Annotated in this window: 10 protein-coding genes; 4 read left to right on the top strand and 6 right to left on the bottom strand. The window is 71.4% G+C overall.

The window, feature by feature from the left end; all coding sequences use genetic code 11:
• From ACY0I8_RS02310 to ACY0I8_RS02295, 4 genes are all read right to left on the bottom strand, one after another.
• The coding region (locus ACY0I8_RS02310) for a CHASE sensor domain-containing protein (RefSeq protein WP_461393413.1) at window positions 1-311 on the bottom strand (311 nt) is incomplete at its 3' end.
• Window positions 308-853, bottom strand: coding sequence for a YfiR family protein (locus ACY0I8_RS02305; protein WP_461393412.1), 546 nt, complete (start codon window positions 851-853; stop codon window positions 308-310). The genes ACY0I8_RS02310 and ACY0I8_RS02305, both read right to left, overlap by 4 nt.
• Before the next feature lie 9 nt (window positions 854-862).
• The gene (locus ACY0I8_RS02300; protein WP_461393411.1) at window positions 863-2,893 is read right to left on the bottom strand and encodes a TonB-dependent receptor plug domain-containing protein; all 2,031 of its coding nucleotides are present in this window, start codon (window positions 2,891-2,893) and stop codon (window positions 863-865) included.
• Window positions 2,894-2,926: 33 nt separating this feature from the next.
• Window positions 2,927-4,006 (bottom strand): GGDEF domain-containing protein, encoded by a 1,080-nt coding sequence (locus ACY0I8_RS02295; protein WP_461393410.1) that lies wholly within the window; start codon window positions 4,004-4,006, stop codon window positions 2,927-2,929.
• A 135-nt stretch (window positions 4,007-4,141) separates the two neighbouring features.
• Between ACY0I8_RS02295 and ACY0I8_RS02290 the strand changes: the two genes are divergently transcribed.
• The 4 genes from ACY0I8_RS02290 to ACY0I8_RS02275 all read left to right on the top strand — a co-directional run bounded on the left by ACY0I8_RS02290 (window position 4,142) and on the right by ACY0I8_RS02275 (window position 10,316).
• Window positions 4,142-5,392, top strand: coding sequence for a DUF3426 domain-containing protein (locus ACY0I8_RS02290; RefSeq protein ID WP_461393409.1), 1,251 nt, complete (start codon window positions 4,142-4,144; stop codon window positions 5,390-5,392).
• Between the two features lie 10 nt (window positions 5,393-5,402).
• Window positions 5,403-7,136: an ABC transporter ATP-binding protein gene (locus ACY0I8_RS02285; protein ID WP_461393408.1), complete on the top strand. Its 1,734-nt coding sequence runs from the start codon at window positions 5,403-5,405 to the stop codon at window positions 7,134-7,136.
• Window positions 7,133-8,893: an ABC transporter ATP-binding protein gene (locus ACY0I8_RS02280; RefSeq protein WP_461393407.1), complete on the top strand. Its 1,761-nt coding sequence runs from the start codon at window positions 7,133-7,135 to the stop codon at window positions 8,891-8,893. The genes ACY0I8_RS02285 and ACY0I8_RS02280 overlap by 4 nt, the downstream gene beginning before the upstream one ends.
• Window positions 8,894-9,029: 136 nt before the next feature.
• Window positions 9,030-10,316, top strand: a complete 1,287-nt coding sequence (locus ACY0I8_RS02275) for an HlyC/CorC family transporter (protein WP_461393406.1) — start codon at window positions 9,030-9,032, stop codon at window positions 10,314-10,316.
• A gap of 247 nt (window positions 10,317-10,563) precedes the next feature.
• On the opposite strand, the gene ACY0I8_RS02270 is transcribed toward ACY0I8_RS02275, so the two are convergent.
• Both ACY0I8_RS02270 and ACY0I8_RS02265 read right to left on the bottom strand, forming a co-directional pair.
• Complete coding sequence (locus tag ACY0I8_RS02270; protein WP_461393405.1) at window positions 10,564-12,216, bottom strand: methyl-accepting chemotaxis protein; 1,653 nt, start codon at window positions 12,214-12,216, stop codon at window positions 10,564-10,566.
• 32 nt (window positions 12,217-12,248) lie between these two features.
• Window positions 12,249-13,160: a hydrogenase small subunit gene (locus ACY0I8_RS02265; RefSeq protein WP_461393404.1), complete on the bottom strand. Its 912-nt coding sequence runs from the start codon at window positions 13,158-13,160 to the stop codon at window positions 12,249-12,251.
• Between the last annotated feature and the right edge of the window lie 14 nt (window positions 13,161-13,174).

The raw sequence follows: 13,174 nt of genomic DNA, 5'->3' as shown, positions 1-13,174 counted from the left end.
GCCGGGTACACGGCGAAGGCACGGCCCCCCGGCGTGAGAACGGCGGCCTCGGTCACGAGGGGGTGGACCCGGAGGGCCGCTAGGGTCTCCTCCGCGGCCTGGGCGTCTTGGAACGCCAGGGGAGCCGAAACGTTCATCGCGAGCACCCGGGCCACCGCCCCGAGCTCGTCGGCGGCCTGGGAGTACTTGTCGCGCACCCGCTGGACGCCGAGCACCCCGGTCACGACGAGGGCCACCATCGCCGTGGGCACGGCCACGGCGAGAAGGAGCTTCCACCGCACCGGAAGATTCGCGAACCCCCGCGCCCTCATCGCACCTCCTCCACGAGCCGGGCGAGGCGCAGCACCTTGGAGCTGAGCTCGAGCCCGCTTCGCCCAAGCGCTGCCCGGTTCACATCGAGTCGGACCCGCCCGCCCATCCGCCAGAAACTCACGGCTCCCCCCCAGGCCGCGAACCCCTCGAGGTCCGAGATCGAGAGAACCGGCTTGCCCCGGATTTCGTCGAGAACTTCCCCCGCCCGTTTTCGTTCCGATGCCGCCACGTAGGCGACGTGGCAGCCCGAAAGCCCCGCCGGTTCCACCACCCGTTCCACGCTGACGGGGTGCCCCTTGACCGTCTCGCCGGCCAGCCGGAAGAGCGCGTCGGCCACCGCGTCGACACCCAAGGCGCACACCCGCAGCGGGGCCGTCGCGTTCGGGAACGTGCCCGGGGGCCAGTCGGTGAACCGGGCCAGGTTCAGCACGACGGCCGCCTTGATCTCCGGTTCGGTGGGGCCCTGTTCGGCCCACCCGATCCGGCCCGCGAGCGGGAGCGCGACGAGGGCGGCCAGGAATGTGCGGCGGGTGCAGGCCATCGGGTCGCCCTAGCGGCTCCAGGTCACCCGGGCGTACACCGAGCGCTCCACCTCGGCCGGCACGGTGGAGAGGATGTCGGGGGTGAACTCGGGGTGGGCCGCGTCGAGGAGGTTTTGCCCCACGAGCGACACCACCAGCCCCGGCGTCGGTTGCCAACCGATCCGCAGATCGGCCGTGGTGTATGCACCCACGTCGAGGTTCGGGAGCCCGGCCACGTGGCGGACCCACAGGTCCAGCTCCCATCCGGCCGGGAGGTCCCAGGACGACACGAGGGATACCTGGTTTCGCGGCGTCTCTCCCTCCGCGTTCTCGGAGAATCTGTCCCGGCTCCCGTCTTGGGGGGTGAGGCGCAACACCGTCCAGGTGTATGCGAGCCGAAGCCGCCACCAGGGGGTCGGCTGCCACCCCGCTTCCACCTCGGCTCCGTACACGGTTCCCCGCATCCGGTCCCCGGCGGTCATCTCCTGGACCCAGACGCCTTCCGGCCCGGGTGCGGGCCCCCCCACGGGTTCCACGGTGCGGAGGTCCCGGTACACGTGGCAATAGGCGGCGGCGTCGGCCGTGATGGTCCGGCCGAAGGCGCCCCGGTACCCCAGTTCGTAGGCCGTGAGGGTTTCCGGTCCGAACTCCTCGTTCCCCACCAGGTGGACCTCCACCGGAACGGGCACCTCCGGGGTAGGGGCGAGGCGCGACATCCGGAACCGGATGTCGGCCTCCGCCCGGCTCGGGGTCCGCACGGCCCGGCTCACGGCCGCCCACAGCCGGTGGCGGGGGGCGACCACCCACAGGGCCCGGGCGTTGGGCTGCACCTCGGTGCCGGTGTAGTCGTTGCGCTCGAACTTCGAGCCCAGGGTCAGGCGAAGGCGCCCCGGAACGAGGTCGATCTCGTCCTGGGCGAACGCGCTCCAGAGCCGGTCGGTGCGCCGGCCTTCGGGCACCTCGGCGGCGTAACTGCCGTCCAGGTGATCCCGGGTCAGCCGGGCTCCCAGGCCCCAGACGATCTCGTGGCGCCCGGCGAGGGTGAACCGGTGCTGGAGGTCGAGGTCCCAGGTGTCCCGTACCTCGCCGAGCACCTCGGATCCGCGGTCGGTCCGATCGTAGTAGGCCTGGACCGAAAGTTGGGCCGTGGGGGAGAACCACCGGTTCCATCGGGCCAGGACGTAGGCGCCCCGCACGGGGTCTTCCTCGTCGAACTCCGCGAGGGGTACGTCCGGGCCCACGAGGGCGCGGGTCCTGCTCTGGACCCGTTCGTGGTAGGCCTCGCCCTCGAACGTCCAGGTCGAGGCGCCGGCCATCCCGCCGTCGAGGCGCCACCCGCCCCGGAGCCCCTGCCAGGCGTCGTGGGCCTCCCGCCCTTCCGTGTCGACCGATCCGTCGCGGCCGAAGGCCCGGGCCCATACCCGGCCGAAGGTGCTTCCCGAGGAAAACCCTTGCCGCAGGTTCAGGAACCCCGGTTCCTCGTTCCCGCCGCCCACGCTCACCAAAGTGCCCTGGGTATCCTTGGCGTGGCGGGTGACGATGTTGACCACCCCGTTCACCGCGTTCGCGCCCCACAGGGTCGCCCCGGGCCCCCGGATCACCTCGATCCGGTCGATGTCCTCCAGGAGAAGGTCTTGGGCGTCCCAGTGGACGCCCGAGAAGAGCGGGGTGTACACCGTGCGGCCGTCCACGAGTACCAGGAGCTTGTTGGCGAACCGGCCGTTGAAACCCCGGGCGCTCACCGCCCATTTGTTGGCGTCGATCCTGGCCACCTGCACTCCGGGCACGAGCCTGAGCGCCTCTGGCACGCTCGTCACCCCGGAGCGCCGGATGTCCTCGGCCGTGATGACCGTGACCGCGGCGGCCGCATCCGAGAGCAACTCCGCCCGGCGGCTCACCGTGGTGACCTCGGCGGAGAGGAGTTCCTCGAGGCTCAGGCCGGCCAGTCCCTTCCCCCCTTCGGCCCAGGCGGCCGGAGGGCACGAAACGAAAAGGATCAGGCCGAGACATGCTCCGCGAAACCAACCCGCCGGACGTCGGTTACGGTTCCCGTGGGGCACGGGGGCCCTCCTTTCTAGCTTTCAAGTCCGGTTTTAGGGAGGATGGGAGGGCGCTTCGGCCGCCGACACCCCGTCGCGGCTCATCTCCTTCACGCGGTACATGGCCTGGTCGGCGATCCGCACCAGGGCGAGCTTGCTTTGGGCGTCGTCGGGAAATGTGGCCACGCCGAAGCTCGCGGTGATCCGGATCCGGTAGCCCTCGTCCTGCAGAAAGTATCTCGACCGGATTCGGTTCCGGAGGTTCGATGCCATCTGGATGGCCCCGTCTTTGGGGGTGTTGGGGAGCACCACCACGAACTCGTCGCCCCCGTAGCGCACGGCCACGTCGGCCTTTCGCACGTGGGATCGGATCACCCGGCCCACCTCCGTGAGGAGTCGGCTTCCCACCAGGTGCCCGTAGGTGTCGTTCACGTCCTTGAAGTAGTCGAGGTCGAGGAACACGAGCGACACCGGGTACCCGTACCGGCGGGCGCGGTCGAGCTCGTAGTCCAGAACGTCCAGCAGGTACCGGGCGTTGTAGAGCCCGGTGAGGTCGTCGGTGACCACGAGGTCTCGCACCTTCTCCACGTACCGGGCGTTCTCGATGGCGATGGCCGCGTAATCGGCGATGGTCGAGAGGATCTGGAGGTCGGCTTCGGAGAAGGTCCGCTCGTCCAGGGGGTTCACGAGCTCGATCACCCCCAGCACCCGGTTCTTGCTCTTCAGGGGAACGCACACGATGGAGCGGGTGTTGAACTGCACCGCCTCGTCCACCTTGGGAGCGAACCGGGGGTCCTGGCGGACGTCGGGGATCAACAGGGGCTCGCCGTGGAGGGCGACCCATCCGGCGATTCCCTCCCCCTTCTGGAGCCGGATGTCCTTGAGCCGGTCGGCGGCGGGCGAAACGGCGATCTCGAAGGTGAGTTCCCCGGTGCGCTCGTCCACGAGCAGGAGCGACCAGGTCTTGGGCCGAAGAAGCTGGCCCACCTTGTCCATGATGATGCTCAGGACCTCCTTGAGGTCCAGGGTCGAGGTCAGGGCCTTCCCGATCTCGACCAGGGTCTCCAGTTCGCGCGTTCTGCGCTCCAGGAGCCCACGGAGTTCGGGCGGGCAGGCGTCGTTCGGCTCGGGCATCGTGTCTCCCGTCGCGGTCGGGTGTGGCCGGGCGAACCCGGCGGCGTTATTGCGCTCCCCTACCTCTTCGGCTAGTATGCCCCGAGGTTTTAGCCCGAAAGGGCGGCTTTCCCCTTCCCACGGATCCGAGGCGCCATGCAGGTATCCTGCCCGAAGTGCCAGGCCCGCTACGAGGTGCCGGACGAAAAGCTGGCCCGGGGGGCCGTGAAGATCCGGTGCTCCCGCTGCGCCCGCCTGTTCGCCGTGCGGCGGAGGCAGGAGGCTCCCCCAGAGCCCCCCGAGGCGCGGTTCGAGGACTTCGCCGCGGAGGCGCCGGAGGCCGCGCCCGGCGGGGGTGAGCCGGCGGTGGAAAAGGGGCCGGCGGAAGAGCCGCAGATCCCGGGCTTCGACGACCTGCCCCCCCTGGGGGAACTGGACCTGGCGGGAGATTCGGAGGAACCCGCCGTCCCCTCGGTGCCACCTGCCCAGCCTGAGGTTCCGCCCCCCGACGATCTGCCCTCCCTCGAAGATCTGGATCTCGGGGACTTTGCTGCGGAACTCGCCGGCGAGAAGGGCGAGGAAACCGCCCGACCCGAGGCCGAGATCCCGGCGATGGACGATCTGCCCTCCCTCGGGGAGCTGGATCTCGGGGACTTCGAGGCGGAGGTCGGTGAACCCGGACCGGAAGGGGCCGAACCCGGGCCGGAGTTGGAACGGGTGAAGGAGGACGACCTCGTACCTCCCCGCCGGCAGGGGGGGGTGCAGGTGCAGGGGCTGGCCGACGATATGCCCCGCCTGGACCTCCAGCGGGGCCCCCGGAGCCGGCCCGAGGGGGCGGGCAGGTCGTCCCTCGTGGCCCGGGACCGCCGCCGGTCGCCGCTTTTCTGGGTCGTGGCCGTGGCCGTCGCGGGAGCCGTGGGTTTCACCGCGTACAACGTGTACCAGCACCCCGAGGCGTTCACGTTCCTCAGCCCGTCGAAGATTCGGGCCCTGTGGCACCGTCGCGCCGTCGGGGCCCGGTTGGCCGTGCAGAACGTGGAGGGGTACTACCGGGATCTCGCCGGCGGCCGGCGGGTGTTCGTGATCCGAGGCGAGGTGTGGAACCGCTCCCAGGCGGCCCAGAGCCTGGTGCGGGTGCGGGGAAACCTGTTCGACGCCCGCGGGAAGACGCTCGCGTCCCGGGAGGTGTTCTGCGGCAACATCCTCAGCGAGAAGGACCTGGCTACCCTTCCTCCCGCCGACATCGAGGCTCGGCTCAAGAACGAGGTGGGGGAGGGCCTGAGCAACATGGACATCCGGCCGGGCGGCCGGGTGCCGTTCATGGTGGTGTTCCTGCCTGCGCCCGAGGGAGCCGTGAAGTTCAACGCCGAGGTCGTGGAGGCCCGGGAGGGGGCCTCGGGCGGGTGAGTTCGGCGGTGTGATCCAGACGTTCCGTGCCCTCGTTCCCCACCTGCGACCCCATGCGAAGTCGTTCGCATGGGGTTTTGTCGCGTTGGTGTTCTCCGTGGCCCTGCAGTTGGCGGGCCCCCAGGTTCTCCGCCGGGGGGTGGACGCCCTGGCCGGAGGGGAGGGCGGCGTGTTCGGCCTCGCCGTGGTGCTGGGGGGCCTCGCCGCCGGCCAGGCCCTGTTTCGGTTTGCATCCCGCCGGCTCACCCTTGGGGCGGCCCGGGCCGTGGAGCACGATCTGCGCATGACCTACGTGGCCCATGTGCTTCGGCTCCCCCTCGAGACGCTTGACCGGGCCCGCCGGGGGGATCTGGTGAGCCGGGCGCTCCACGACCTTCAGGACCTTCGGCTCTTTCTGGGTGCGGGATGGCTGAACCTGTGCCAGACCCTCCTCGTGGGCTCCGGAACGGCGGTGCTCCTGTGGCGGATCCACCCGGGGCTCACCGCCGTGGCCCTGGCGCCGTTTCCGGCCATCGCCTGGGTGGTGCGGAGGATGAGCCCCCGGCTCCACCGGAGGTTCCTGGCGGCCGACCGGGCCGCCGGGGCCGTGGCCGACCGGGTGCACGAGACCCTCACCGCGGTCCGGTTGCTTCGGGCCATGCGCCGGGAGCGCTGGCAGGAGGAGCGGTTTCGGGTGGAGAACGAGGCGCTTTCCAGGGCCCGGGAACGGGTGGTTTGGGCCTGGGCGGCCGTATTCCCCGCGGTGGGGGTGCTCGCGGGCCTGGGGCATGTGGCCGTGCTGGGCCTCGGAGGGTACTGGGTGGCGACCGGCGCCCTGACGCTGGGCGGGTTCGTGGCCTTCAGCGCCTACCTCGCCATGCTGATCTGGCCCATGGTGGCCCTCGGCTGGACCCTGAGCCTGGTGCAGAGGGGCGCGGCCGCCCTGGGCCGGTTGGAGGAGGTTCGGGGATGGCCCGCAGAGCCCGAGCCCGGCGACCCGCTTCCGGCTTCGCGGGGGGTGTGCGTCAGGGCCGAGGGGGCCACGTACGCCTATCCGGACGCTTCCGGCCCGGCTGTGGCCGGGGTCGATTGGGAGCTTCCCGAGGGAGGGATGTGGGCCCTGGTCGGTCCGGCGGCCTCGGGAAAGAGCACGCTCGTGTCCCTGGTGGCCCGGCTGCGCCGGCCCCAGCGGGGAGTGATCGAGATCCACGGGGCGGCCCTCGACCGGGTGGCCGACCCCGAACTGCGACGCCACCTGGCGGTGGTTCCCCAGGAGGATTTCTTCTTCTCCGACTCGGTGGCCGCCAACGTGCTCTTGGGCCGGCCCCGGGACGACGAGCGGATCTGGCAGGCCTTGGCCCTGGCGGGTCTGGACGAGGACGTTCGGGCCCTCCAGGAGGGGCTCGACACCCGGGTGGGGGAAGGCGGCATCACCCTATCTGGGGGGCAGCGGCAGCGGCTGGGCATCGCCCGGGCCCTCTACGGCGACCCGGGGGTCCTCGTGCTGGACGGAAGCCTCTCGAACCTCGACGCCCGCACGGCCCGGGAGGTGCTTGGCCGCGTGAGGCAGCGGCTCAGGCGCCGCACCCTCCTGGTGGTGAGCCACCGGGCCTTCGAGGTGGAAGAGGCCGACGGGGTGTGGTTCCTGGAGAAGGGTCGGATCGTGGCGAGGGGCACCCACGAGGAGCTCTGGCAGCGGCTGCCGGGGTATCGCCGCCTCTACCGGGAGGAGGAGCTGCGCCGGGAGCTGGAGGAGGCGCCGTGAGGCCCCACGCCCCTTCGGCGCGCCCGGTCCGGCCGGGGGACTGGCGCCTGCTGGCGAGGCTTTGGCCCCTGACCCGGCCGCATCGGGGGGCTCTCTTCGCGGGGGTGGGGCTCATGGGCCTCGGCGCCCTCGGCCGCATGGCGGGCCCCTATCTCGTGAAGCTGGCCATCGACGGCCCGGTGGCCCGGGCCGATCCCAGGGGCCTCGCCTGGCTCGCGGCCCTCTATCTTCTGGTGCAGGCCGGGGTCGGCGCCGTGGAGGCGGGGCAGACCGTGCTCCTTCGCACACGGGGGGAGAGGATCCTGCGGGACCTGCGGGGGCGCCTGTTCGCCAAGGCCCTGCGGCTTCCGATGGAGCGGCTCGACCGGACCCCGGCGGGCACCGTGGTGTCGCGGGTGTCGTCCGACGTGGCGGTGTTGGCCGATCTCTTCAGCGCCGGGCTCGTGGGGGTCCTGGGGGACATCGTCCTCGTCTTGGGGATCCTGGCCGTTCTGTTCCGACTCCACGCCGGGCTGGCGCTCACGGTGCTCGCGGTGTTTCCGGTGCTCGTTGTGACCTCGGAATGGATCCGCCGGGGCATGCGCGAGGCCTACCGATCCGCCAGGGAGGCCACGGCCCGGCTCACGGCGGCGATCCACGAGCACCTGCGAGGCGCCGAGGTGGTCCGGCTGTTCGGGGCGCGGGCCTGGAGCCTCGGCCAGGTGGAGGAGCGCGGGGTGGAGAACCTGCGGGCCCAGGTGCGATCGGTGACCCTGCAGGCGCTCTTTTTCCCCCTGGTGGAGCTCTTCTCGGCCGTAACCCTGGCCCTGGTGCTCTGGCGGGGCGCCGGGTTCGCCGGCGAGGGGGCCCTGAGCTTCGGGGCGCTGGTGGCGTTCTTCGAGTACGTCCAACGGCTCTTCCGGCCGCTTCGGGACGTGGGCGAAAGGGTGAACGTGCTCCAGGCGTCCCTCGCCGCGGCCGAGCGGATCACCGGCTTCCTCGACGAGGCCTCCGAGGCCCCTGGGGGCCGCGCCAGGCCGCACATCCGGGGGGAGGTCGTCTTCGACCGGGTGACCTTTGGGTACGGCGGCCCGGATGATGTCCTTCGGGAGTTCGAACTCCGGGTACGACCGGGGGAGTCCGTGGCGCTGGTGGGGCCGACCGGGTCGGGCAAGACGACGGCCGTTCACCTGCTCCTCGGATTTTACCCGCCCCGGCGGGGGGAGATCCGGATCGACGGCATCCCCAGGTCCCGGATCGACCCCGAGTGGTTCGCCCGCCACGTAGCGCTCGTTCCCCAAGACCCGGTGCTCCTCCGGGACACGGTGTACGAGAACATCCGCCTGGGCCGGGAGTGGGTGGGGCCGGCCCAGGTCGAGGCCGCGGCCCGGGCCGTGGGGCTTCACGAGATGATCGAGGCGCTGCCGGCCGGATACGATACTCCCCTCGGGGAGGAGGGGGCGGGGCTCAGTTCCGGGCAACGGCAGCTCGTGGCGTTCGCCCGGGCCCTGGCCGGCGCCCCCAGGATTCTCATCCTCGACGAGGCCACCTCCGAGGTGGATCAAGCCACGGAGGCCCAGATCGAGGAGGCCCTGTCCGTGCTGCTCGAAGGCCGGACCTCGCTGGTGGTGGCCCACCGCCTGAGCACGGTGCGGCGGGTGGACCGGATCGCGGTTCTTCGAAGGGGAAGGGTTGCGGAACAGGGGAGCCACGACGAACTTCTGGGCCGGGGCGGGTGGTACCGCAGCCTCTACGAACTCAACCTCCTACGGGCGTGAGCGGTTCCGGCACCGCGCCCGATCCCGCGTTTCGCCGCGAAGGCGCCCCGGCTTGGGCACCCGGGCCGGCGGGGTCGCGGAAACCCATCGGCCGAAGACCGCGAGACCGTGAACCGCTTTTCCAGGGAGTCCCATCGTGAGCGAGTTCGACGTTCCGAAACACGTGGCGGCGCTCGTCGTGCTCCTTGTCCTTTCGGCGTTTTTTTCGGGTTCGGAGACGGCGCTTCTGGGCGCCGACTGGTGGCGTATGCGCTACCGGGCGCGGGCCGGTGACATGCGGGCCCGGATCTACGAGGCCCTCCTGGCCCGGCGGGACCACCTGATCGGCACGATCCTGGTGGGGAACAATCTCGTGAACATCGCCGCGTCCGCCCTGGCCACGGCCGTGGCCATCCAGTGGTTCGGCGAGGACGGGATCGCCGTGGCCACCGGGGTGATGACCTGCCTTCTTCTCGTGTTCAGCGAGATCGCCCCCAAAACCTTTGCGTCCCAGAGGCCGGAGGCGGTGGCCCTGGCCGTGGCTCCGGTGTTTGCCGTGCTGTGCCGGCTGTTCTATCCGTTCGTGGCGGCCGTGACCCTGGTGTCCAACGGCCTCTTGCGGCTGATGGGGGCGAGGCCCGAGGCGGCCGCGCGCCAGAGCCTCTCGGAGGACGAGATCCGGGCCCTTCTGGAGGACGGGGCGGGGGCCTCGGTCGAGGATGCCCGGCGCCGGATGCTCCACGGGATCTTCCGGATCGGCCGGCAGCAGGTCCGCGAGATCATGGTGCCCCGCACCCGCGTCCAGGCCATCGACGTGGCCACCCCGCTCAAGGAGGCGGTGGAAACCTTTGTCCGCACCGGGTACACCCGGCTCCCGGTGTACCGGGAGAACCTCGACGATCTCGTGGGCATCGCCCACGTGCGAGACGCGGTGGCCCTTTTGATCCGGGATCCCGGGGCCGGCGTCGCCCAGGTGGCCCGGGAGCCGTTTTTCGTGCCCGAGACCAAGGACCTGGAGAGCCTCCTCTATGAGTTTCGGACCCGGCGAACCCACATGGCCGTGGTCGTGGATGAATACGGGGGGGTCGAGGGGATCGTCACCCTGGAGGACGTGATCGAGGAGATCGTGGGGGAGATCCGCGACGAGCACGACGTGGAGGGTGAGTCCATCCGGTTTCTTCCCGGCGGCGAGGTCCTGGTGCACGGGGGAACCCCCATCCGCGACCTGAATCAGCAGTTGGGGCTTCGGCTGCCCACCGAGCCCGACGTGACCCTGGCCGGGTTCCTGATGACCCGGCTCGGACACATCCCCCAGGCCGGCGAGACGGTGGAGTTTCGGGGCCACCGGTACACGGTGGAGCGGACGGCCGGCCACCGGGTGCTGCTCGTGCGGATTACCCCCCTTCCGGCCAAGGCCCCGGGTTCCCCGGCGCGGAAAGCCTGATCCGAGGGAGACCCCCTGGGCTCCTGCGGGGCCCTCGGCCGCGGGAAGATAACGGCCGGATCAGGGCCCGGTGTGGGAACGGCGCCCACGCCGCGACCCGGGCGAAGGCCCGCGGGAAGAACTGTCGCGGATTGGGGACCGCTCCCACAGGCTGGGACAGGACAAGACGATGGAATCCAGAAGGTTCCCAGCCGCCCAACCGCCGAGCAGCCCAGCCGCCCGGCGGAGGTTCCCTGGAGGGTCGGCCTTACACGGTGAACCGGGCCATCAGCCCCTTCAGACTCAGGGTCTGGGAGCCTAGCCGTTCGGCCGTGCCCCGGGTCTGCTCCACGGCCGCGGCGAGCCGGGTGGCGAGCTCGGCCACCGCGTCGAGGTTCCGGCTGATCTCCTCCACGGCGGCGCTCTGCTGCTGGGTAGCCGTGGCGATCTGGGACACCCGGTCGGCCGTGTGCTCGATCTGGGCCACGATCTCCGCTAGCGCACCCCCGCCCTGCCGCACCAGGGCGCTGGAGGTCTCGACCTCCCCGAGCCCCTCCTCCACCGAGGCGACGGCGCGGCCGGTCTCGGTTTGGATGCCGGCGATGGTGTCCCGCACCCGGCGGGTGGCCTGGGCCGTCTTCTCGGCGAGCTTTCGTACCTCGTCGGCCACCACGGCAAACCCCCGGCCGTGTTCCCCCGCCCGGGCCGCCTCGATGGCGGCGTTGAGGGCGAGCAGGTTCGTCTGGTCGGCGATGTCCTCGATGACCTGCATCACGGCGCCGATCTCGTGGGTCCGGGTCCCCAGGTCCCGGACCTGGCCGGCGATCGCCCTCACCCGCTCCTCGACCCGGGCCATGCCCTCCACCCCCTGGGCCACGGTCTTCCCGCCCCGCTCCGCCGTTTCCGAAGCGGTTTGTGCCCTCGTTGCCGCCTCCTGGGTGTCGCGGGCCACCTGGAGCACGGTGGCGCTCATCTCCTCGGCCGAACTGGCGGCCGCGTGGGTGCGGTCCTTCTGGGCCTCGGCCTCGTCGAGGGCTTTGCGGCTCGCCTCGAGGATTTCCTCGGCCCCGGCCGCCACCTCGTCCGCGGTGGCGAGCACTTCCCGCACGAGATTCTGGAGATTCCCGAGGAACGCGTTGAAGGCCTGGGCGAGTTCCCCCATCTCGTCCCGGCCCTCCACGGGGAGTCGGCGGGTGAGGTCGGCCTCGCCCGAAGCCATTTCCTGAACCCTTTCGGTGAGGGCCCGGATCGGTCGGCGGACCCGGGCGCCGACGATGACCCAGGTGCCGAGGGTCGCCGCCAGTAGCCCCAGGATGCCGGTCGTCGTGCCGGTCGTGATGCTCTCCCTGCGGGCGGCAGCCACCATCGATCGGGTCTTCTCCTCGGCCTGGGCCAGACGGTCGAGGCTGTAGCGCACGTAGAGGACCCCGGCCAGATCCCCGGCGTTGGCCCCCTCGTGGCAGCGCAGGCAGTCCGCGGTCATGTGGTGGGCCCTGAGGATCGTCACCTCGCCCTGTCCCCCTACCTCGGCGATCCAGGAGGTGTCCCGGGCCCGGCGGAACGCCTCGGCGTCGAGTGGGGTGTTCACGGCTTCCCGGCGGCTGGCGTAGTCGATTTTCCCGGTCGGGTCCGTAAGCCCGATCTCCAGGACCCCTTCGATCCGGGCGAGTTGGTCGAGGAGCGACTGGAACTGCTTCATCTCCCCGCGTTCGAGGGAGTCCCGGGTGCCCATCTCGAGGCTCTCGAACACGCTGCGGGCCTGGGACCGGGCCGAGGCGGTGAGTTCTTCGGCCCCGAACCGCCCCAGGGCCTCCAGAGACCGGGCGGCCCGCACCGTGGCCACCCAGGTGCTCACGCCGAAGGCCAAAACCAGCACCCCCAGCACGAACCCGCCGACCTTGAGTTGAATGCCGATGCGCATCGCGTCCTCCCCTCGGGGTTTAGCGGTCGGGATCAGGCCTCCCGGGCCTCGTTCAGGCGGAAGAAGGGGTAGGCGGGGTTCTGGGCGAACCCGGGCCGGGCGCAGCCGGTGCAGGGGGCCCGGCCCCGCACGCACCAGTTGACCCCGGCGTTCCAGCCCCGCCACGGGCAGTCGGAGTGGGTGAGCACTCCCTGGCAGCCCAGTTGGAACAGGCAACCGTCCTCCCCGGGCGCCCGGGCGAACTCCTGGCGTTCGTACTGGGCGAAATGGGGGCACTGGTCGTGGACAGGCCTGGCGAAGAACGCGAGCGGCCTGGCCTCGTCGTCCAGGCGAAGCCCGGCCGGCCGCAGGGCGAGCACGGCGGTGCCCACGATCCAGTCGGGGTGGGCCGGGCACCCGGGGACGTTGACGACGGTTGAGGAAACACCCCGGTCCTTGAGAAACGCCCGTACGGGCACGGCGCCCGTAGGGTTCGGGGGCGCGGCCGGGATGCCCCCGAAGCTCGCGCAGGTGCCCACGGCCACCACCGCCGTGGCCCTGCGCGCGGCCCGATCGAGAACCTCGGCCAGGGGTTCCTCGCCCACGGTGCAGGCGTCGGGCATGCCGGCCGGCACCGCGCCCTCCACCGCGAGGAGATATCCTCCGGCATCGATGGCCTTCGCCAGGGCCTCGAGGGCTGTCGGCCCCGTGGCGGCCGAAAGCGTCGGGTGAAACCGGAGCGCGAAGTAGCGGGTGACGAGTTCGGCCGGGCCGGGCCGGTCGGCGTTCAGGAGGCTCACGGAGCAACCGGAGCACGACTGGGCCTGAAGCCACAGGAGTGCCGGCCGTTCGGCGGCGAGGCGTTCCAGGGCCCGGGCCACGCCGGGGACGGCGGAGGCGCCGAGGCCGAGGGCGGAGGCTAGGATCCCGGCGTCCCGGAGAAATTCGCGTCGGGTCATGGCCATGGCTTGTCTCCTCC

It is taken from the genome of Deferrisoma sp. (assembly GCF_054681715.1).
The sequence above is the reverse complement of the archived record's forward strand: the minus strand, read 5'-3'. Positions and strand labels throughout refer to the sequence as shown.

What these genes read in the sequence shown, in the direction of transcription:
- ACY0I8_RS02305 (WP_461393412.1), bottom strand. Translation starts at nt 853, where the DNA reads ATGGCCTGCACCCGCCGCACATTCCTGGCCGCCCTCGTCGCGCTCCCG.
- ACY0I8_RS02265 (WP_461393404.1), bottom strand. Translation starts at nt 13,160, where the DNA reads ATGGCCATGACCCGACGCGAATTTCTCCGGGACGCCGGGATCCTAGCC.
- ACY0I8_RS02295 (WP_461393410.1), bottom strand. Translation starts at nt 4,006, where the DNA reads ATGCCCGAGCCGAACGACGCCTGCCCGCCCGAACTCCGTGGGCTCCTG.
- ACY0I8_RS02290 (WP_461393409.1), top strand. Translation starts at nt 4,142, where the DNA reads ATGCAGGTATCCTGCCCGAAGTGCCAGGCCCGCTACGAGGTGCCGGAC.
- ACY0I8_RS02270 (WP_461393405.1), bottom strand. Translation starts at nt 12,216, where the DNA reads ATGCGCATCGGCATTCAACTCAAGGTCGGCGGGTTCGTGCTGGGGGTG.